Source organism: Pseudoalteromonas aquimarina (assembly GCF_049257255.1).
In the GTDB taxonomy this organism is placed as follows: Bacteria; Pseudomonadota; Gammaproteobacteria; order Enterobacterales; family Alteromonadaceae; genus Pseudoalteromonas.
This window is the reverse complement of the sequence record NZ_JBMMUG010000006.1, coordinates 116,498-136,212: the sequence shown is the minus strand read 5'-3', so window position 1 is coordinate 136,212 and position 19,715 is coordinate 116,498. Positions and strand designations below refer to the sequence as shown.

The window sequence follows — 19,715 nt, the reverse complement described above, 5'->3', positions numbered from 1 at the left end:
GTTTTTTTCTGTTGGGTAGTTTAGATTTTTAAACTACCCAACTTTTCTTCTTTTATGCTAGGTGTTGTCAGAGCTTGCTTTGGCTTAACTATTCACCAATTCGTTATTACATTTTTTACTATTAAGTCGTATAATTGCACCACTTTTTTAAGGGGCCAACTATGTCTATCTTTTTTCTTACATTTGGATTATTAGTTATTATCGCACTTGCAATGGCTGTAGGTGTTATTGTGCAAAAGAAATCAATGGCGAGTAGCTGTGGTGGTTTAGGTGCAATGGGTATAGACAAGGTATGTGACTGTGACGATCCGTGCGAAGCACGTAAACAGCGCTTAGCAAAAGAGCGTCGCTGGAATAAAGACCGTATTATTTAGAAGACTAAAAAATTTTAATGAATAAAAAGGCCATCATATGATGGCCTTTTTATTATGTTATTGAAGTGTTTTATTAAAATCTTCTAGCAATTCTACTTCCGGTAACTGGTCTCAAGAATTGGCTTGGGTCATTAAAACTGAAGACTTTGCTAACTTTAGATTCAACCTTTGTATTACCTTGTAATGCAGGTTCAAAACGCCATTTTTGTAACGCTCTAGAAATTGTACGCTTAAAGTTTCTAGGTACACCAGATTGATATTCTATGTCTGTAATTTTACCGTTTACATCAACTGTAAATGTAACAGAGATATCTTCTTGGCCTTGTAAGTTAGAAAAAACTCTTGGGTACTCAGGCATTACTGACTCAAGCAGTTTTGCCTCGACAAATTTTGTTTTCTCAATAGGAGTTGAAACAGCCTCAGTTAGCACTTCTGTTTCAGTAATTTCAGATGATGTTAATGTTTGCTCTTCAACAATTACAGGCTGGGATTGCTCAAAGGCACGTGTAGTTACATTAGTCATCTCTAAGTTAACTGACGTTTGTACTTCTTCTTTTGAATCTTGAGTTTCAATAGCAAGCTCTTGGTTCTCTACAAATTCAACTTCTGTGTTAACAGCATCCTTAGTGGCAAGTGAAACGATTTCTGGCGCTTCAACAACTTCAGCTAATTGTTCGTAGGCAGTTTGTTTATTTACTATGTCTGCTTGTGCAATTGGGGCGGCAGATTCAGATTCTGGCAGTTCGTATGAAGCAGATTGACTTACTTGCGAAGAAACGGTTTCTTTCAATTCGGTTTTATTATTTGCACTATCTAAAACGGTATTGCTCGAAACTTGTTCATTTTTAGTTAAAGGTTTTGATGCTTCGACTTTTTTAGTTTCAACAGGTTTTGCATCGAGTACCATCACATGTTGATTCTCAAGCGGGGTTGTCTTGATAGGCTCAGCTTGAGTCATTGCAATTACTTTTGAAGCAGTGAAAATACTTGGGATCACAAGTACAGCAGCTAAAGCTGCAAGCCACTGATTACCATAACGCGGTGCACAACTATGTTGACCAACTGCACGGTGAATACGTGACTTCAGATCACCGCCAGTAGCAGCCATGGCAAGTTCTGGAATGTTTTGTCTCAGTACTTCGGCTTCAGTAAGCGCGCGTGCGTAGTGTAAGTGATTACCACAATGATGTAGCGCAATATCATCACAACAATATTCACGTTCAATACGAATTTGTTTTGAGATCCATTTTACTGCGGGGTGGAAAAATAATACTAATTCGACAAACGTTTGAATCAAATTTACCAAGTAGTCGTAGCGCTTAATATGAGCAAGCTCATGTGCCATTAACATTTCTAGTTGGGCAATAGTAAGTCCACTCGCTAAATTCGCGGGTAAAAGTACGACAGGTTTAATCCAACCAATAGCCATAGGAACTTGTGCTGTTAATGAAATAACTAAGCGCGAGCGTTTAGCAACAGATAGTTGCAGCTTAAGTTGATTAAAGATCTGTTCCAGTTTGTCTGAAGGCTGCACGATGTTAGTTGTAGTCAATTTATGAACTTGCAACATTTGCCAGCCAAGTCGCACACTTAGCAAGGCAACACCACACATCCAAGCGACAGCAATCAGCGGTGTGAAATCGGATAGGTACAATTGACCTATGACATCAGCTTGAGTTGCAACGGAAATCACGCTTGAACTTGCAAGGGCGGGAGCTGCTAAACTTGTCTGCTCTGGTTGTGATATAAGCAAGAAGGTAATTGTAGGGGCAATAACGCACAGTGTTAAACTTAATAACGAAACTAAATAACGAAGCTCGCTGTGTTTATTGCTTGTGAGTTTTTTAACACACAAAAGAATGCCAGCAATTGCTAAACCTTGCCATAAAAAGTGTAAAAGAGTTAGAGAAATAGAATGCAGAAGGTCACTTTCTAATAATGAGGGCAATATATCCATAGTGTTTGCTTACTTATTATTTTTTTCAAGAGAGTCTAAAAGAGTACGAATTTCACTGATTTCTTCTGAACTTGCTTTGTCGCCAAGTGCGCGCATAACAAGATCAAAACGTGAACCACCAAATGCTTTATTGACAATATCAGACAGCAAAGAAGATTGTGTTTGCTCCACAGAGTTAGCTGCAGAATAAACATGAGCTCGGGTTGATTCATCACGGGTGACAAGCCCTTTTTCATGCATAATTTGCAGCATTTTTAGAACAGTGGTGTAACCAATTTTTTGCGTTTCACTGATATGTTCATGTAACGTTCGTACCGTAGCAGGCTGAATACGCCAAAGCACATTTAAAATATTTAGCTCAGCACTGGTAGGTACGCGTTTATTTTTATTCATAATTACGTCACTTTTCGTAGATTAATCTTTACTCTAAGTGATTGAGTTAATTTGTCAACAAATTAACTCGTGCATATTTTGTTTGTAACGTCGAGACAGGTTGAGATTAGCCCCATTTTTAAGCGTTACAATATAGTCACCGTTGTCAGTTGGGCGTATTTCGCGAATAGCTTGCTTCTTAATAATTGCAGAGCGGTGAATTCGTATAAACCCGTAAGGCAATAGCTGTTGTTCCATTGAAGACAATGTTTGACGATGAAGAATAGTGCGTTCGTTTTCACTTAAATGCAGTTCAACGTAGTTGCCAGCACCGCCAACCCATGAAATTTCATCAGGTGTTAAAAATTTAATGCGACCAGCGTCTTTTAGAACAATTTGACGATCATCTGGCTTATTTGGGGTAAGCTTTTGCATTAATGAACTCACAAGGTCAAACTGCTTTTTCTCAGGGGAAAGCAAGCGAGCTAATTTATCAAATGTTTTGCCAAGACGAGAACTCGCAATAGGCTCCAATATAAAATCAAATAAATCAAACTCAAATGCCTTAGCGGCATCAATTCGATTATTAGATAACAGTACTATTTCAGTTGAACTTGCCAACGATTGTAATGTAATCCAATCGTTTTCTTTGATTAGCTCATTTTGAATAAAGAGTACTTTGGCGCTTGTTTCTTTACAGGCTTTTATTAAATTCGTAAAACAAGATTCAACATTACTTAATGCAAAAAGCGAGTTATCAATTTGTTTTGAGATAATGTCTTTGAATGCTGGGTCGTTATGACCAATTACCAGATTAAATCTATCCATTTTATCCACCTAATTACGATGCCTTTCGTATTTAATATTACGAAACTTATCGTAATAGTCAATGGTTAATTGTAAATGCTTATAAATGAATAGTTTTTTGGAGTTTTTAGAAGGAAGGAGCAAACTTAGTTGCTCCTTTGAATTGACTAGTTTTTAAGTTGGTTTAACGCATTTTCGCCCCAACCAGTTAACTGATTATTTTTAAAAACAAGCGGTGTACATTCGTCCTTAGTGGTTTTTCCATCAGAATGAATTGAGTTTGTTGCGTAATAAAGTACACGAAATTCAGTATCGCCTTGTTTAACTAATTCAGAAAAACTTGGTGTTCCCAATTTATTTATTACTTGTTGGTACTCTTTACCAAGTTCCATATTTGCGATTGCTTTACGATTGTTCTCATGGGTTCTTTCCCAGCTAGAAGTATGGCTGGTTTTGCCATCTCCACCAACAGCGACAACGCAACCTGTTAGTAATGGAAGAGTAAGTGCTGATGCTAAAACTAAGTATTTCATAAAAATCCTTGAATAAATTTCAAATATTATAATTTTCATTTCTAAAGCAGAAACGGTGCCATAAATTATTGTCATATTTATCAATAGTTTGATTTTTAATTATGTGATGTGTTTAGTGTTTAAAGCTAAATGTTAGGGATTTTGACTAAAAATATAGGCTTGCTGAAAGTTATTTAAATAGTTCATAATAGAACTGTATATATAAACAGTGTTTTTATTTTGAAAAAATTTATACATATCGATATGGATTGTTTTTATGCCGCTGTTGAAATGCGTGACAATCCCGATTTAAGAGATAAGCCCATCGCTATAGGTGGTAAACACCGAAGAGGGGTGTTGGCTACTGCAAATTATATTGCGCGCCAGTATGGTGTTCGTTCTGCTATGTCTAACTATAAAGCATTGCAATTGTGCCCAGACTTACTGATTGTGCCAGGTCGAATGTCGGTTTATAAAGAAGTTTCATGCCAAGTGCGCGAGATTTTTGCTAAATACACGGATTTAATAGAGCCACTGTCATTAGATGAGGCTTATCTTGATGTAACAGATTGCAAACTTCATTCTGGTAGCGCAACGTTAATTGCCAATGCTATTCGAGACGAAATTTATCAAACAACGGGGTTAACAGCCTCTGCTGGAATTGCGCCAATTAAGTTCGTAGCTAAAATCGCCAGTGATGAAAATAAACCTAACGGTTATTGCTTAATTCCACCTCACCGCGTAAATACATTTCTGAAGTCGCTCAACCTCAAAAAAATTCCAGGGGTAGGAAAAGTGACTCTGGAGAAATTAAATGCATCTGGCTTATTTGTTGGGGAAGACGTGCTTAATTTGGGATTAAACCAAATGCAGGTTAAGTTTGGCAATTGGGGGGCTGAGCTTTTTAAAAAGTGTAATGGGGAAGTGATTGGCAGTATTAATATGTCTCGAATTAGAAAATCACTTTCAGTTGAACATACTTATGAATACGACAAAACATCTCTTGAGCAGTGTTTGCAAGAACTGCCAAAACTTCGTGCTGAGCTTAATAAGCGACTTGAGGCTAAAGGTTTGATAAATAAAGTATCTAAGTTGTCAGTTAAAGTTAAATTTAATGATTTTGTGAGCACCACAGCTGATTATAGTTGTAATCAATTAGACGACGGAATTTTTGCTAGCTTAATTGAAAAAGCCTACCAGCGCGGGGCAAATAAAGGAGTGAGATTATTGGGTATAGGCGTTGGCATTGCTGATAGTCAATGTGCTCATGAGCAGCTTGCTATGTTTGAAACTTGAATTTTATAAATTTAACCCCATATTTAAGCCATCTTTTCTAAACTAACGCGATATTAAACAGCGTTATAATTCGTTCAGTAAGGTTTAAAAATGACTTCACCTAAGGCGCTTCAAGCGACATCTATTTCAGATTTACCTCAATACGTTGATGGCTTAATTATTATCTCGCCAGACTTATCTCTTTTACCAGATGAATTTAAAGAAAGTGTTTTAAAGACGGCTCAGTACGACAGACGTATTGGGCAAAAATCACTTTTATTGGTAAATGATGAAGCGCCTGGTAAGCGTCTAATTTTAGCGCCAACAGGTCCATTAAACCGTGACTATGATGATGTGCGTCGTTATTTTGATGCAGCAAAACAAGGGATTTTAGAAGCAAAACAAGCCGGCTCAACAAACCCCGCGATTCTAGTGCTTGGCAATCATGATGCGCGCTATCAGCAAGCAATAACTGTATCTTATTTAGGTGCCTGCCAAGCATTATGGCAACCACTTGAAGCACGAGAATTTCATGGTGCTGAAATTGAACCAATTCAGTCAATTACTATGATTGGTGAGTTTGATAGTCATTATGCTCATGCCATTGCAATGGGTCAGTATGCTGCTCGCGATCTATGTGGTACAGAGCCAGAGCGTATGGCTCCGCCTAGATTTGCTGAGTATTGTGAAGCCTTATTTGAAAATACCTCGGTTTCGGTAGAGGTGATTTCAGATACACAATTTATAGATAAGAATTACCCGATGCTTAGCACCGTTGCGCGTGCTTCATATGCGGTTGAACGCCACCATCCAAGAGTAATTAAACTTGAATATGTACCGCAAGGTGATATTGAAAGAACACTTTTATTTGTAGGTAAAGGCCTTGTATATGATACCGGTGGTGCTGACTTAAAAGTAGGTGGCGCAATGGCTGGTATGAGTCGAGATAAAGGTGGTGCAGCATCTGTTGCGGGCTTTATGAAAAGTCTAGCAGAACATCAACCTAAAGGCGTTAAAGTAATCGCGTACTTAGCTGTTGTTCGTAATTCAATCGGTTCTGACTGTTTTGTACCAGATGAAATTATAACTAGCCGTGAAGGTGTACGCGTACGTATTGGTAACACCGATGCTGAAGGTCGTTTAGCAATGGGTGATTTGCTAAGTGAAATTAAAGATGTTGCAAAAGGTGAAGTGAATCCGGTTGTATTTACTGTTGCAACACTAACAGGTCACGCCGCACGCGCTATGGGGCCTTATACTGCGCTGGTTGAAAATGGTGCATCAAGAGCACTTAACTTATCGCATAACATCGCAGCGCAAGGTGATTTATGGGCAGATGGCTCAGAAGTTTCGCGTGAGCGCCGTGAAGACTACAGCTTTATCGCACCTAAAACATTAGCAGATGATGTACTTTCAAGTAACAATGCACCATCAGCAATTACTGCACGTGGCCACCAGTTCCCAATGGCATTTTTAGCTGTGGCTTCTGGTTTAGATAAACACGGTGCAAGCTCAGAATTACCTATTCCATATATACATGTGGACATTGCTGGAAGTGGCGTTGAAGGTGGCGATTGGCAACATGGTAAACCAACCGCTGCATCACTAGCGAGTATTTATGCGACATTCTGTGCTTAATTAAATTAGAAGCGCAATAAAAAAGGCCAAATTCAGTTTGGCCTTTTTTGTTTAATCCAATTTAAAGCGATTTACAACCGAACTCATTTCTTCACTGCTTGCAATTAATTCACTACTTGCAGCGTTGAGTTGATGGGTGTTATTTAATGATTCATCGGCCATACCCGCTAATTCGTTTATGCGCATATTAGCTTCACTTGCTGCTTGGCTTTGTTCATCTGTGGCGCGAGCAATTTGACTGTTCATTTCTGAAATAACATTCATTAGTTCATCAATTTGATTGAGTACTTCATCTGCCTGACTTGCTTGAGTCACCGTTTCTTTTGATGTTGATTGTGAAGCTGTTACCGCGGAAACCGCTTCTTGAGCACCGTGTTGCAGTTTTTGAATCATCTGTTGAATTTCTTCTGTGCTTTGCCCAGTTCGACTTGCAAGTGTTCTCACCTCATCTGCTACAACAGCAAAACCACGTCCTTGCTCACCGGCGCGAGCAGCTTCAATTGCAGCATTTAACGCCAGTAAATTAGTTTGTTCCGCAATTCCTCTAATAACATCAAGCACGGCACCAATGTTGTCACTTTCAGCGGCCAGTGATGCTACTACTTCACTTACATGGTCTATGTTATTTGAGAGTGATTCAATCTGACCAATTGTTTGAGTTACAACATCTTTACCGGCCTGGGTGTTTTCTCGAGCTTGATTTGCAGCTTGTTCCGCTGCGTTCGCATTATCGCTTACTTCTCTTATTTGTGCGGTCATTTGTTCCATAGCAGTAGCAACTTGTGTGGTATTGTCTGACTGCATTTGGATATATTCTTGGCTGTTATCGCTCGTTTGTGCCACCATATTTGCTTGGTGTAACACTTGTTGTGATGCATTAGCGACTTGCTTCAGGGAATCCCTCATTTTATCTGAGAACTCATTAAAGTATGCTGATAAACGGGCGATTTCATCGTTACCATCGGTTGAGAGTTTACGCGTTAAATCACCTTCACCTTGCGCTACATCTTTCATTAACTTGGTAGCTTGGATAGTTGGAGCGATGATGCTTTTGCCAATAAAATAAGCTAATGCGCCAACAAGTAAAATGATAACGATAGTTTGTATTAACAATTTGGTTGCTTGCTCGGCAAAAAGTTCATCGAGATTATCCAAGTAAATGCCTGAACCAATGATCCATCCCCAAGGTTTAAACCCTTTTACATATGATATTTTATCAACAGGATCTTTAGCGCCAGGCATCGGCCATTGGTAAGGTACAAAGCCTTCTCCTTTTTGCCTAACGATATTGGCCATTTCAACAAATAGGGCTACACCATTTGGATCTTTAACATTCGCTAATGACTTGCCATTTAATTCTGGCTTCATTGGATGCATGATCATGGTAGGCGACGTATCATTGATCCAATAATAATTGTTTCCTTCATAACGCATTTCACTAATAGCAGATTTTGCTGCTTGTTTGGCTTGTTCTTCAGTTAATTCGCCATTTATTTGCTTGTTATGAAAAGCAGTAATAATACTGTGCGCAGCCTCCACTATGCTTTGAGTTTTTTGATATGACTCATCTTTTAATAAATGATATTGAGAGTTTAATGTGGCGGCGCTTAATAATGCCAAGCCGAGTACAATTAAGCCAACCAGAATGGCTAAACGTTGTTGAATAGTGATGCGGCGAAGTGTTGTCATAATGCCACCCTTATTTGATTTGTTGTTTTAATATTAGACTATATTTTTCGAAATATAATTTGACCTAAGACATTATTTTATAAAAGAAAGAGAAAAAGCGGGCAAGCCCGCTTTTTATTGATAAGACTAATTGTTTAGTCGTTATTTTTGGAAGTGACGATTAAAGAAATCAGTAATTGTCTGATGCAAATGTGTTTGCACTTTTTTGCCTCGCAGGCTGTGCTTAGAGCCTGGGTAAGTCATCATTTCAAACTGTTGAGCGTTATCTTGTAATTGTTTAAATAACTTAGTTGCATGGGTAAACAATACGTTATCGTCGGCCATGCCATGATAAATCATTAATGGACCAGATAAGCCCTCTGCATAAGGGAATACAGCACTCTTTTCGTAACCTTGTGCATTTGTGTCTGGGTGACCTAAGTAGCGCTCAGTGTAATGAGTGTCGTAAAGTGCCCAATCTGTTACCGGTGCACCGGATACGCCAGCTTTAAAGTAGTCACCCGCTTTAAACATTGTCATTAGTGCCATATAGCCACCATAGCTATGGCCATAAATACCAATTCGTTCAGCATCTACGTAATCAAGAGTGCGTAAGAATTCAACACCTTTAATTTGGTCTTGTACTTCAATTTCACCTAAGTGTTTGTAGATAGGATCTTCAAACTTTTTACCACGATTATATGAACCACGATTATCTAGTTGGAATACAATGTAACCTTGCTGCACCATATATTGGAAATAGAGGTTTTTACTACGCCAGCTGTTGGTAACACGTTGCGCATGAGGTCCGCCATAGACATTCACCATTACAGGATACTTTTTACCAGCCTCAAGCGCTTTAGGCTTAAATAAACGATAATGCATTTGTTGGCCGTCATCAGCTTTTAATGTGCCGTATTCTGGCTCTACTAAATCATTTAGATAAGGTGTTAATGGGTGATTATTATCAAGGCGATTTGGTTCTAACCAAGTAATAAAGTTACCTAAATTATCGCGCAGTGATACTTGTGCAGGCTGGTTTACACTAGAGCTTCGGTCAATAAAGGTTTGGTTATCTTTAGCCATGACAACTGAATGGAATTTACCTGTTTCAGTTAAACGACGAGGTTTTGATTTTTCAAATAGTTTTACTGAATATAAGTGACTTTCAAGCGGTGTATCTGCGCGGCCTGAGAAGTAAACTAAGCCATTTTTTTCATCAATGCTTTTGATACTCTCAACAATCCAATCACCTTGTGTAATTTGGCGTACTAAGGTGCCATCTACTTTGTATAGATAAAGGTGTTTAAAGCCATCACGCTCAGATGCCCAAACAAAGTGCTTTTTGTCATCAAGAAAACGCAAATCAAAATGCAGGTTAATCCAAGTGTTACTTGTTTCTGTCAGTGCTGTTTTTTGTTTTTTGCTATCACTGTTATAAAAACGCAGTTCTAAACGTTGTTGCGAGCGATTTTGCCATTGGTAAGACAGTGTTTTATCATCTTTTAGCCATTGTGCTCTGGCAAGATAAATGTCTTTATCCTCACCCATATCAACCCAATCAATTTGCTGTGAGTTAAGGCTAACAACTCCCAGTTGAATATCGACGTTATTAGTGCCGGTAAATGGGTAACGTTGGTTAAATAGCTTTACTTCATCAGCGTAAATTTCGTTACGAATAGCTTCCGCTACAGGTGATTCATCAATACGTGTAAATGCAATTTTTTCTTCATTGCCGCTCCACCAATAGCCTGTCATTCGGCTCATTTCTTCTTGCGCAACAAACTCAGCCATACCATTTTTAATGGTATCAGCGCCATCTTTGGTTAATTGAATTTCTTGTCCTGTAGCTAAGTTTTGTACAAATAGGTTTTGCGCTCGAATGTATGAAACAAAATTGCCTTTAGGTGAAATTTTAGCGTCTGTTTCAAATTCAGGTGTGTTAGTCAGTTTACGAGATTGCTGTTTTGCAAGATCGTAGTAATAAATATCACCGTTTAATGGGAAAAGAAGTGCTTTGCCATCTTTAGACCAGATGTATTCCATGATGCCTTTACCAAATACACGCATGCGTTCACGGCGTGCTTTTTCTTCATCTGATAAAGTTTCAGGGCCAGAGAAAATACTGTTTGAATCAACTAATAAACGATTGGTTTTGTCTTTTAAATTGTATTCCCAAAGATCGTAACGGTTATAGTCTTCTTTTTTACCTTGTAGGTAAGTAACACGGCTTCCATCAGGGGAAAACTTTAGTTTTACAGGGGCTTTACCTGCCAAACTTGGGTCAGAAAATATGCGCTCAAGGGTTAGTGGCTCAGCGTAAGCTGAAGCGCTTATTAAACTTGCCCCTGCTAAAGCAATCAATGTCTTATTCATTATTTACTCTTAGTTACAGTTATGTGTGATTGCCAAATGGTATGAAGATATAGATCTAATGGCAACTAATTGCTATAAACGACGTAAATATTCAAAAAGGTAATGTAATGTTTGAGTTAGCAAAAGAGTTACAAAGAGACTGTATTGAAATAGCTGATTGGTCACTTTGTAAAGTGCTCTTAATGAATGATAGTCAATATCCTTGGTTTATTTTGGTACCTAAGGTTGAAGGTGCGCGAGATATTATTGATTTAAATGATGCTCAACAAGATGACCTGCAACATGAGTCACGTCAATTACAGCATTTGATCCGTGATGTATTCTCACCTTATAAATTAAACGTTGCTGCACTTGGTAACGTTGTTGAACAATTACATATTCATCATATTGCGCGTTACCAAAATGATGTTGCATGGCCAAAACCGGTCTGGGGAACTTTTCCAGCGAAACCATATAGTAACGAGCAATTACTCGCATTAATTGAACAATTTAATTTAACCGAATAAATTGTTTAACGCAGTGCGATATTTAGGCTAAGCTTATTTTGAAGAGCTTTGAAATATAACATAAAACTATAATCAAAATTTGCTTAAATATTAAATATGTTGGTTGAAACCTGTTGGTTACTTGGTGCAACGAGTTCGCTCGGGCAAACAGAAAATTATAAAAAGGACGATTTTTATATGTCTACAGAAAACGCATTACTTACCATTTTAGTTGAGAAAATTAACAACGATACGCTCGTGTTACCAACCCTTCCTGAAGTTGCAGTTAAGGTAAGAGAAGCTGCAGACAACCCCGAGATTAATTTAATGGAAATGAGCGATGTTATCGCTCATGATCCTGCATTATCGGCACGCATGATAAAAGTAGCCAACAGTGCATTTTTAGGACGCGCTGTTAAGGTATCAACACTAAATCAAGCTGTAACACGTATTGGTTTAAGACAAATTAAAAACATTGCAACAGCAATGGCGATGGAGCAACTGTTTGTTTCTAAAAATAAAATTGTAAAAGAGTACCTTTCTAAAAGTTGGCAAAAAACAGTTGATGTTGCTTCATCAGCAATCACTTTGTTGAACTTACATTTAAAAGAAAATAAACACAGCTCGCTTAATATCGACACAATCACATTGGCATCGCTTGTATACAACATTGGTATTTTACCAATTCTTACCGAAGCTGAGCGTCATCAGGATGTATTTGCTAACCCACAGTTTTTAGCACAAGCCATTCAAAAGCTGGGTGGCAGGATTGGTGGTCAGATTATGCGCGCTTGGGATTTTACAGATGACTTTGTTGAAGTCGCAGAACTTTGGGCAAGCCCAGAGTACAAGCCTGAAAAACCGTGTTATGTCGATTTTATTCGTATTGCGGCAATCAGCGAAGGTTTACTCAATGTGAAGGACCAAGAAGCTGCACTTCAAACGTATGTTGATAAAGGTGTACTTGCAGATATCAGTGTTTTAGAAAGCGATGTGTACAAAGAGTTACTCAGTGACGCGAAAACAATGTTTGCGTAAGGTTTAATTTTCAAATAAAGCAATAAGATAAACACTTATTGCTTTATCTTCTTGTTAATCGGTTAATTAATCAGCATTTGACTGATTAGCCAGTCTAATCGGTTTGTCCACAATCAAATCCGACACTGGTACTAATTCAATACCTTCTTCTTTTAATGCCGTGATGGCATTGGGTAAAAACTTGATTGTTTCAGGGTAGGGGTGTGCAATAGCGATGCCTGAACCTGACTTTTTAGCAATATGAATTAATTGCCTAAGTCTAAACATCATCTGCTTTTCGTTCGGAATATTATCCAAAAACACCTGACGAGAGGCATTAGCAACTCCAAAAAGCTTTGCCATATTTTGTGCTTGGCTATCTTTTGATGTTTTGCTGTCAATAAAAAATAAAGAGCGGTCGCGAAGCACTTCCATGGTCCATGCCATAGGCACAACTTTCTGCGTTAAAAACGAACCCATATGGTTATTTACGCCAATCACTTGAGGGTAGTTATCTAGAGCGGCATTTAACTGTTTTTGCAGTGCATCTTTGTCCATATTAGAAGTTAAAGCGCCAGGACCGAGTGCTTTTCCGCTTATAGCTTCCATCGGAACGTGCAGTATTACATCGCGAGAGAGTGTGGCGGCACGTTTTGAAAATGAATTCGCATACGGCGTGAAAGGTAAAATAGCGTATGACAATTGCCCTGATATATCTAATGCAGTCAGATCATTCGCATGATTGCCGATATCGTCAATGAGAATGGCAACACGGGCAGCAAAGCATTGCACACTATATATGTTTAATATTAGTAAAACGAAGTAAATAAATGGGCGCACACGTATTCTTATTATTCTTATATTTTAGTGTGGGCTCATCATGAGCCCCTCTCGAAACCTAATTTATGATGACTTATTTTTCCAATAATTGCCATGCTTTTTCAAGTTGAAGATCATGCACTTTCGCATTAACGAAGGTGTCGGCCTTAAGCGCAGAAAAACGTTCATTTCGCGCTAATTCATTTTGTAAAACTGGGTAATCCGGCAAAATGCCCGTGCCCTCGATTGAACGACCACTAGGCGTATAATATTTAGCCGTGGTTAGTTTCAATGCTGTCTGACCATCGCCAAGCGGGATAAGTGATTGCACCGAACCCTTACCATAAGAACGAGTACCAACTAATTGCGCTCTCTGGTTGTCTTGCAGTGCGCCCGCTAATATTTCAGCAGCGGATGCAGAGCCTTCATTAATTAAAACAATGATTGGTGCGCCACTTAATACGTCACCTTCTTGTGCATAATATTCCTGATTGGCTTCAGCAAAACGTCCTTTAGTACTAACAATTACGCCACTTTCTAAAAATAAATCAGATACTTCTATAGCGCTGTCTAATATGCCACCTGGGTTGTCACGTAAATCAATAATGAGGCCGTTTATATCTCCCGCCACAATTTGCGACAAATGTGCCAATTCTTTTGCAACATCGTAAAGTGTGTGGTTGTTAAAGTTTATAATGCGAAGGTAAGCGATACCTTGATTATTGATGCTACCGCGCACACTTTTAAGGTCGATTTTTTTACGTTCTACCTCAAAAAACAGCGGGTCCACGTGTCCACTTCGTGCGATTGTCAGGGTGACTTGTGGCTGCTGTTTTTGATTGATTAACTGTGAAACGTGTTTAATGGTTTGATTAATTACCGAAGTGCCATTCACTTTTAACAGAATGTCACCTTTGGTTAATCCAGCAGTATGGGCTGGCGAGTTTTCCACTGCTGCAACAATAACAATGTGCTCTTCACGCTGTTCAACTTCAATACCAAGACCGGTGTAGCGGCCATTGGCAACATTGAATAACGCTTCAAGTTCGTTTTGATCGAGAAATTCAGAATGTGGGTCGAGCTGTTTGAAAATTGACTCAATTGCATGTTGATTGAGTTTTTGAGCATCAATATCATCAACATAAAAATGTTGGATATTTGCTAAAACTTCAGCAATTGAAACTTGTGCGGCTGCTTTTGATTCAGCCCATGCAGGTGTTATCGAAATAACACAAACCAATATGCTTATTTTTAATGTGTTAAGAAAAAAAGTCATTGGCTCACTCCTCAAATGAGGTGTAGCCAATTTTGAATCCTAAATTCGTCTACACCATTTAACAGGGTTTACCGCTCTTCCCTTATGCCGTATTTCAAAGTATAGACTAGGATTTGATTGTCCACCGCTTTGTCCTACTAAAGCAATTTGTTCACCGGCTTTCACTTTGTCACCAACTTCTTTTAAAAGTGCTTGGCTATGGCCATAAAGGCTCATAAATCCTTTACCATGATCAACCACAATAACCCAGCCAAACCCTTTTAACCAGTCAGCAAAAAGAACCTGACCATCAGCAATAGTTTTAACCGGCGCTCCTTCTTTGCCGCTCATTAAAACGCCTTTCCATTTCAGGCTACCATGCTTATTCTGGCCAAAACGGTGGGTAAGTTTACCGCGAGAGGGCCAATCGAGTTTGCCTTTACGCGCTTGTAAGCCATCAAGTTTAACTTCACTTTGCGCTAAATCTCGGCTGAGCTGCTCTAGAGTTTGTTTTAAAACTTGCTCATTTTGTTTGAGATAAACCAATTGTGATTGGGTTTTTTGCAACGTATTTTTTAATGTTTGGTATTTTTCTTTTTGTTCTTTTTTGGCTGCTAGCAGCGCGTTTTGCTGCTCTTCTTGCGTTTTTAGCAAGGCTTCGAGTTGTGATTGATTTTGTGCAAGCAGTTGGCGGCTATTTTCTAGTTCAATGAGTGTTGCTTTTAATTTTTCAAGCTCTTTTATGCGCGCATTATTAAGGTATTGATAGTAATTTAATGTGCGTTCTACATGTTGAACTTGGTCTTGGCTGAGTAATAATTTGCCATAGTCATGATTACCCGTCATAAACGCACTTTTAAGCTGTGCCGCAAGAGCTGCTTGCTGATTTGTTTTATCGTTTTCTAGTGATTTTATTTTGTCTTTTAAGGTTGCCTGCTCGGTGAGATTTAATTCAACATCAAATTTAAGTTGTTTTAGTTTTTTTGAACTGGCAGCAATAGCTGCATCTGCACTTTTGAGATCTTGTTCGATTTGACTAAGCAGAATTTGCTGCTCTTTAAATGTTTTATTGGTGTCTTTAAGTTGCTGCTGAACTTGGTTGAGGTCGTCTTTAGTACGCTCGGTATTAGCTTGCACTTGGCAAGCTAATACAAATATAACAGCTAATAAAACAGAGCCGCGCATGGTTTAGTTCAACTTCATAATGGTTTCGCCAGTCATTTCGCTTGGTTGCTCCATGCCCATCAGGTGAAGCATTGTTGGCGCTACATCACTTAGTTTTTTGCCTTCAAGTGGTGTCGCATTTCGTCCAACATAAATAAAAGGTACAGGCTCACTGGTGTGTGCTGTGTGCGCTTGACCCGTTGTAGGGTTAACCATTTGCTCAGCATTACCGTGGTCGGCAGTGATAAGTGCTTCTGCACCTGTTTTTTCTAACGCGTCAACTACACGACCAATACAACTATCTACAGCTTCACACGCTCTAACTGCAGCATCAAATACTCCTGAGTGACCAACCATATCACCGTTCGGGTAGTTACAAATAATTGCATCGTATTTACCAGACTCGATTGCTTCAACTAATTTGTCGGTTAGCATTGCCGAGTTCATTTCTGGTTGCAGATCGTACGTTGCAACTTGAGGTGATGGAATTAAAACACGCTCCTCACCTTCAAACTCCGCTTCACGACCGCCACTGAAGAAAAACGTAACGTGTGCGTATTTTTCTGTTTCAGAAATACGAAGTTGGGTTTTGTTGTGTTTTTCTAACCATTCACCAAACACATTTGCGAGTTTTTCTGGTGGGAAAGCAACGCTAGTTTTGATATCTGCGGCGTATTCAGTCAGCATAACAAAATCAGCAAGAGCAGGAGTTTTTTGTTTGGCAAAACCAGCAAAGTCAGCATCAACAAATGCACGTGTCATTTGACGAGCGCGGTCAGCACGGAAGTTCATAAATAACACTGCGTCGCCATCATTGATGGTTGCAGCCTTGTCGCCATCTAAAATAGCTGAAGCAGATACAAATTCATCATTTTCGTTGCGTTCATAAGCTGCATTTAATGCGACTAATGGGCAGTTGAAACTGTATTCAGCGCTACCTTGTGTCATTAAGTTATAGGCTTTTTCGACGCGATCCCAGCGGTTATCACGATCCATTGCGAAATAACGGCCAACTAAGCTGGCAATTTGACCAACGCCAAGTGCTTCACATTTTGCTATGATATCTTTAATTGGTTGTTCTGCGCTGCGCGGTGCTGTATCACGGCCGTCTAAAAAGCCGTGAACGTAGATTTTCTTAGCGCCACGTTTTGCTGCAACTTCAATAGCAGCAATAATATGTTCATGATGAGAGTGCACGCCACCTGGGCTTAAAAGGCCTAATAGGTGAACTGCTTTGTCGTTAGCAACGGCTTTATCAATCGCATTTACAATGGCAGGGTTTTCGGCAAACTCGCCATCGTCAATTGCTTTAGTAATACGTGTAAAGTCTTGGTAAACAATGCGGCCAGCACCTAAATTCACATGGCCCACTTCAGAATTACCCATTTGACCATGAGGTAAGCCTACATCTAAACCAGAACCTGAAATAAGTGTGCTTGGGTATTCTTTCCACAAACGATCCATTACCGGGGTGTTTGCTGCTAAAATAGCATTGCTCTCGGTTTTTTCACTGTATCCCCAACCATCTAAGATAATCAGTACTAATGGTTTTTTCTGTAACGACATTCTCATTCCTCATTCAAATAGAATTGCGCGTATAAGCACAGCGCACAAAATAGCGCGTCTTTTATATCATTTTTTCACCACAGATTCAGCAGTTAAGCTATGTGCTTTTAAAATTTTCAATTGAAACCCTAGCAGAGCTAGAATTTATTCATATCATCCGTGTATACTTGGCCACTTTTAATGTAAAGAAAAATTGAGAAAGTGATGGCACAATTTGTCGAATTTGTTACTAACAACCTGATTTTATGTTTAATTTGGGTTGGCTTATTGGGCGCCATTGTACTTGGGTGGTTTAAATCTCGCTTTTCAGCTGTGAAACAGGTTAGCCCTCAACAACTGACGCATTTAGTCAACCGTGAAAACGGCCATGTTGTTGATATTCGTGCCTTAAAAGACTTTAACCAAGGTCATATTGCGGGCAGTGTTCACCTTGCAGCAGAAAAAGCAAAACAAGGTGAGTTTGTAGGCCTTGAAAAGTTTAAATCTGACCCAATTATCTTGGTATGTGTTTCAGGTATGACTGCACAGTCTATTGCAAATGGACTGGTTAAAGCAGGTTATGAGCAGGTAAATGTTTTATCAGGTGGTATTACTTCTTGGCAAAGCGCTAACTTACCGCTTACAACCGGAAAATAATCATGGCGAATATTGTTATCTACACAAAACCAACATGCCCATTTTGTGTAAGAGCGAAAATGCTTTTAACGCAAAAAGGTGTTGAGTTTACTGAGTTTGATATTGCAGCTCAGCCTGAACTTCGCGATGAAATGATTGAAAAAGCAAACGGTGGTTACACTGTTCCGCAAATTTTCATTAACAATCAACACATTGGTGGTTGTGATGATATGATGGCGTTAGAACAGTCTGGTCGTCTTGACAGTTTGCTTGTATAAAATAAATTTTAGGAAATTAAAATGACAGAAGAGAATCAAAACTTAGGCGCAGAACAACAAGCAGAAGGTCCTCAGTTTGCAGTTCAACGTATTTATGTAAAAGACGTATCATTTGAAACGCCAAACTCACCAGCTATTTTCCAAAAAGAGTGGGCGCCAGAAGTTAAATTAGACCTAGATACACGCTCAAACAAACTTGACGACGGTGTTTTTGAAGTAGTTCTTTCTGTAACTGTTCACGCTACAATTGGTGAAGAAACTGCGTTCTTATGTGAAGTACAGCAGGCGGGTATTTTCGCAATTGGCGTTGCTAACGAAGGTCAACTTGCACACATGCTAGGTGCTTTCTGTCCTAACGTATTATTCCCATACGCACGTGAAGCCGTTTCAAACATGGTTAACCGTGGTACGTTCCCACAGTTAAACCTTGCTCCAGTTAACTTTGATGCATTATTTGCGCAATACGTGCAACAACAAGCATCACAAGCTGCTGACGCATAATTTGTTATGACTACTTCAGCAGATAATGCTGTTGCAGTACTAGGGGCGGGCTCTTACGGGACCGCCCTTGCTATTTGTTTTGCCCGAAATGGACATGATGTGGTTCTATGGGGACGCAATAAGGCACAAATTGAAGAGCTCGCAACAGCGCGTGAAAACCAGCGTTATTTACCTGGTGCAGCGTTTCCAGATACCTTGGCATTAAATGATGATCTTGCTAAGACAGTTTCATCATCAGATGTGGTGCTGGTGGTTGTACCTAGCCATGCATTTGCCGAAACATTAACGGCAATTAAACCGCATTTAAGACCGACAGCACGAGTTTTATGGGCAACCAAAGGGCTTGAGCCTAACACTGGTCGTTTATTGCAGCAATTAGCTGCAGAAGTACTAGGCGATGATGTTAGCCTCGGTGTGTTATCTGGGCCAACATTTGCCAAAGAGATGGCTATTGGATTACCAACAGCGATTTCTCTTTCTTCAGCGGATACTAAGTTAGTTGAAGATGTTTCTGAAATGCTGCACTGTGGTCGTTCTTTCCGCGTGTATTCCAATGATGACTTGGTTGGTGTGCAACTCGGTGGTGCAATTAAAAATGTGATTGCAATTGGCGCGGGTATTTCTGACGGCTTTGGCTTTGGCGCTAATGCACGTACTGCGTTAATTACGCGCGGTCTTGCGGAAATGACACGTCTTGGCGTTGCTCTAGGAGCAAAACAAGAAACCTTTATGGGTATGGCGGGCCTCGGTGATTTAATCCTAACTTGTACCGACAATCAATCGCGTAACCGTCGATTTGGTTTAGCACTTGGTAAAGGTCAAACTGTTGAGCAAGCACAACAAGAAATTGGTCAAGTGGTAGAAGGTTACCGCAATACCAAAGAAGTGTTTTTGCTTGCTGAGCGAACAGGCATTGAAATGCCAATTTGTGAACAGATTTACAATGTGCTTTATAAAGGGCAGGATGTAAAACTGGCCGCTATGAATTTGCTTGGTCGACAGAAAAAAGCAGAAGCTTAATTTAAAAAAGGCTTTA

The 19,715-nt window shown here is 39.4% G+C and carries 19 protein-coding genes; 9 read left to right on the top strand and 10 right to left on the bottom strand.

Going from position 1 to position 19,715, the window contains the following annotated elements; all coding sequences use genetic code 11:
* The first annotated feature begins 161 nt into the window (after positions 1-161).
* Complete coding sequence (gene nqrM / locus AAEU29_RS15790; RefSeq protein WP_010561776.1) at positions 162-374, top strand: (Na+)-NQR maturation NqrM; 213 nt, start codon at positions 162-164, stop codon at positions 372-374.
* A 73-nt stretch (positions 375-447) separates the two neighbouring features.
* On the opposite strand, the gene AAEU29_RS15785 is transcribed toward nqrM, so the two are convergent.
* The 4 genes from AAEU29_RS15785 to AAEU29_RS15770 form a co-directional block, all read right to left on the bottom strand.
* A complete protein-coding gene (locus AAEU29_RS15785) occupies positions 448-2,331 on the bottom strand; it encodes a M56 family metallopeptidase (RefSeq protein ID WP_421974212.1) in 1,884 nt (627 codons plus the stop codon).
* 9 nt (positions 2,332-2,340) lie between these two features.
* Positions 2,341-2,724 carry a BlaI/MecI/CopY family transcriptional regulator gene (locus tag AAEU29_RS15780; RefSeq protein ID WP_274761013.1) on the bottom strand — a complete coding sequence of 128 codons (384 nt, stop codon included), beginning with the start codon at positions 2,722-2,724 and terminating at the stop codon, positions 2,341-2,343.
* A 54-nt stretch (positions 2,725-2,778) separates the two neighbouring features.
* Complete coding sequence (locus AAEU29_RS15775; protein WP_421974211.1) at positions 2,779-3,531, bottom strand: LytR/AlgR family response regulator transcription factor; 753 nt, start codon at positions 3,529-3,531, stop codon at positions 2,779-2,781.
* A 146-nt stretch (positions 3,532-3,677) separates the two neighbouring features.
* Positions 3,678-4,043, bottom strand: a complete 366-nt coding sequence (locus AAEU29_RS15770; RefSeq protein WP_274761016.1) for a DUF3192 domain-containing protein — start codon at positions 4,041-4,043, stop codon at positions 3,678-3,680.
* 219 nt (positions 4,044-4,262) lie between these two features.
* Here AAEU29_RS15770 and dinB point away from each other — a divergent pair, with 219 nt between their 5' ends.
* Both dinB and AAEU29_RS15760 read left to right on the top strand, forming a co-directional pair.
* Positions 4,263-5,318 (top strand): DNA polymerase IV, encoded by a 1,056-nt coding sequence (gene dinB, locus AAEU29_RS15765; protein WP_421974210.1) that lies wholly within the window; start codon positions 4,263-4,265, stop codon positions 5,316-5,318.
* Between the two features lie 90 nt (positions 5,319-5,408).
* Positions 5,409-6,935: a M17 family metallopeptidase gene (locus tag AAEU29_RS15760; RefSeq protein ID WP_421974209.1), complete on the top strand. Its 1,527-nt coding sequence runs from the start codon at positions 5,409-5,411 to the stop codon at positions 6,933-6,935.
* Between the two features lie 51 nt (positions 6,936-6,986).
* Here the strand turns inward: AAEU29_RS15760 and AAEU29_RS15755 are convergent, their stop codons facing one another.
* A complete protein-coding gene (locus AAEU29_RS15755) occupies positions 6,987-8,624 on the bottom strand; it encodes a methyl-accepting chemotaxis protein (RefSeq protein ID WP_421974208.1) in 1,638 nt (545 codons plus the stop codon).
* Positions 8,625-8,765: 141 nt separating this feature from the next.
* Positions 8,766-10,979 (bottom strand): S9 family peptidase, encoded by a 2,214-nt coding sequence (locus tag AAEU29_RS15750; RefSeq protein ID WP_421974207.1) that lies wholly within the window; start codon positions 10,977-10,979, stop codon positions 8,766-8,768.
* Positions 10,980-11,086: 107 nt separating this feature from the next.
* Here AAEU29_RS15750 and AAEU29_RS15745 point away from each other — a divergent pair, with 107 nt between their 5' ends.
* Together AAEU29_RS15745 and AAEU29_RS15740 are read left to right on the top strand one after the other, a co-directional pair.
* Positions 11,087-11,485, top strand: coding sequence for an HIT domain-containing protein (locus AAEU29_RS15745; RefSeq protein WP_421974206.1), 399 nt, complete (start codon positions 11,087-11,089; stop codon positions 11,483-11,485).
* A gap of 177 nt (positions 11,486-11,662) precedes the next feature.
* Positions 11,663-12,502: an HDOD domain-containing protein gene (locus AAEU29_RS15740; RefSeq protein ID WP_421974205.1), complete on the top strand. Its 840-nt coding sequence runs from the start codon at positions 11,663-11,665 to the stop codon at positions 12,500-12,502.
* A 66-nt stretch (positions 12,503-12,568) separates the two neighbouring features.
* On the opposite strand, the gene AAEU29_RS15735 is transcribed toward AAEU29_RS15740, so the two are convergent.
* The 4 genes from AAEU29_RS15735 to gpmM all read right to left on the bottom strand — a co-directional run bounded on the left by AAEU29_RS15735 (position 12,569) and on the right by gpmM (position 17,285).
* A complete protein-coding gene (locus AAEU29_RS15735) occupies positions 12,569-13,282 on the bottom strand; it encodes a divergent polysaccharide deacetylase family protein (protein WP_421974374.1) in 714 nt (237 codons plus the stop codon).
* 112 nt (positions 13,283-13,394) lie between these two features.
* A complete protein-coding gene (locus tag AAEU29_RS15730; protein WP_421974204.1) occupies positions 13,395-14,576 on the bottom strand; it encodes a S41 family peptidase in 1,182 nt (393 codons plus the stop codon).
* Positions 14,577-14,615: 39 nt separating this feature from the next.
* Positions 14,616-15,740 (bottom strand): murein hydrolase activator EnvC family protein, encoded by a 1,125-nt coding sequence (locus tag AAEU29_RS15725; protein ID WP_421974203.1) that lies wholly within the window; start codon positions 15,738-15,740, stop codon positions 14,616-14,618.
* A 3-nt stretch (positions 15,741-15,743) separates the two neighbouring features.
* Positions 15,744-17,285, bottom strand: coding sequence for a 2,3-bisphosphoglycerate-independent phosphoglycerate mutase (gene gpmM / locus AAEU29_RS15720; protein ID WP_421974202.1), 1,542 nt, complete (start codon positions 17,283-17,285; stop codon positions 15,744-15,746).
* A gap of 204 nt (positions 17,286-17,489) precedes the next feature.
* Between gpmM and AAEU29_RS15715 the strand changes: the two genes are divergently transcribed.
* The 4 genes from AAEU29_RS15715 to gpsA are packed head-to-tail and all read left to right on the top strand — an operon-like array spanning position 17,490 to position 19,699.
* Positions 17,490-17,921 (top strand): rhodanese-like domain-containing protein, encoded by a 432-nt coding sequence (locus AAEU29_RS15715; RefSeq protein WP_421974201.1) that lies wholly within the window; start codon positions 17,490-17,492, stop codon positions 17,919-17,921.
* A 2-nt stretch (positions 17,922-17,923) separates the two neighbouring features.
* Complete coding sequence (gene grxC / locus AAEU29_RS15710; protein ID WP_274761026.1) at positions 17,924-18,178, top strand: glutaredoxin 3; 255 nt, start codon at positions 17,924-17,926, stop codon at positions 18,176-18,178.
* 21 nt (positions 18,179-18,199) lie between these two features.
* On the top strand, positions 18,200-18,679 hold the full coding sequence (gene secB / locus AAEU29_RS15705) for a protein-export chaperone SecB (RefSeq protein WP_372766515.1): 480 nt from the start codon (positions 18,200-18,202) through the stop codon (positions 18,677-18,679).
* 6 nt (positions 18,680-18,685) lie between these two features.
* A complete protein-coding gene (gpsA, locus tag AAEU29_RS15700) occupies positions 18,686-19,699 on the top strand; it encodes an NAD(P)H-dependent glycerol-3-phosphate dehydrogenase (protein ID WP_421974200.1) in 1,014 nt (337 codons plus the stop codon).
* Positions 19,700-19,715 lie beyond the last annotated feature (16 nt).

What these genes read in the sequence shown, in the direction of transcription:
- nqrM (WP_010561776.1), top strand. Translation starts at nt 162, where the DNA reads ATGTCTATCTTTTTTCTTACATTTGGATTATTAGTTATTATCGCACTT.
- AAEU29_RS15785 (WP_421974212.1), bottom strand. Translation starts at nt 2,331, where the DNA reads ATGGATATATTGCCCTCATTATTAGAAAGTGACCTTCTGCATTCTATT.
- AAEU29_RS15780 (WP_274761013.1), bottom strand. Translation starts at nt 2,724, where the DNA reads ATGAATAAAAATAAACGCGTACCTACCAGTGCTGAGCTAAATATTTTA.
- AAEU29_RS15775 (WP_421974211.1), bottom strand. Translation starts at nt 3,531, where the DNA reads ATGGATAGATTTAATCTGGTAATTGGTCATAACGACCCAGCATTCAAA.
- AAEU29_RS15770 (WP_274761016.1), bottom strand. Translation starts at nt 4,043, where the DNA reads ATGAAATACTTAGTTTTAGCATCAGCACTTACTCTTCCATTACTAACA.
- AAEU29_RS15760 (WP_421974209.1), top strand. Translation starts at nt 5,409, where the DNA reads ATGACTTCACCTAAGGCGCTTCAAGCGACATCTATTTCAGATTTACCT.
- AAEU29_RS15755 (WP_421974208.1), bottom strand. Translation starts at nt 8,624, where the DNA reads ATGACAACACTTCGCCGCATCACTATTCAACAACGTTTAGCCATTCTG.
- AAEU29_RS15750 (WP_421974207.1), bottom strand. Translation starts at nt 10,979, where the DNA reads ATGAATAAGACATTGATTGCTTTAGCAGGGGCAAGTTTAATAAGCGCT.
- AAEU29_RS15745 (WP_421974206.1), top strand. Translation starts at nt 11,087, where the DNA reads ATGTTTGAGTTAGCAAAAGAGTTACAAAGAGACTGTATTGAAATAGCT.
- AAEU29_RS15740 (WP_421974205.1), top strand. Translation starts at nt 11,663, where the DNA reads ATGTCTACAGAAAACGCATTACTTACCATTTTAGTTGAGAAAATTAAC.
- AAEU29_RS15730 (WP_421974204.1), bottom strand. Translation starts at nt 14,576, where the DNA reads ATGACTTTTTTTCTTAACACATTAAAAATAAGCATATTGGTTTGTGTT.
- AAEU29_RS15725 (WP_421974203.1), bottom strand. Translation starts at nt 15,740, where the DNA reads ATGCGCGGCTCTGTTTTATTAGCTGTTATATTTGTATTAGCTTGCCAA.
- gpmM (WP_421974202.1), bottom strand. Translation starts at nt 17,285, where the DNA reads ATGTCGTTACAGAAAAAACCATTAGTACTGATTATCTTAGATGGTTGG.
- AAEU29_RS15715 (WP_421974201.1), top strand. Translation starts at nt 17,490, where the DNA reads ATGGCACAATTTGTCGAATTTGTTACTAACAACCTGATTTTATGTTTA.
- grxC (WP_274761026.1), top strand. Translation starts at nt 17,924, where the DNA reads ATGGCGAATATTGTTATCTACACAAAACCAACATGCCCATTTTGTGTA.
- secB (WP_372766515.1), top strand. Translation starts at nt 18,200, where the DNA reads ATGACAGAAGAGAATCAAAACTTAGGCGCAGAACAACAAGCAGAAGGT.
- gpsA (WP_421974200.1), top strand. Translation starts at nt 18,686, where the DNA reads ATGACTACTTCAGCAGATAATGCTGTTGCAGTACTAGGGGCGGGCTCT.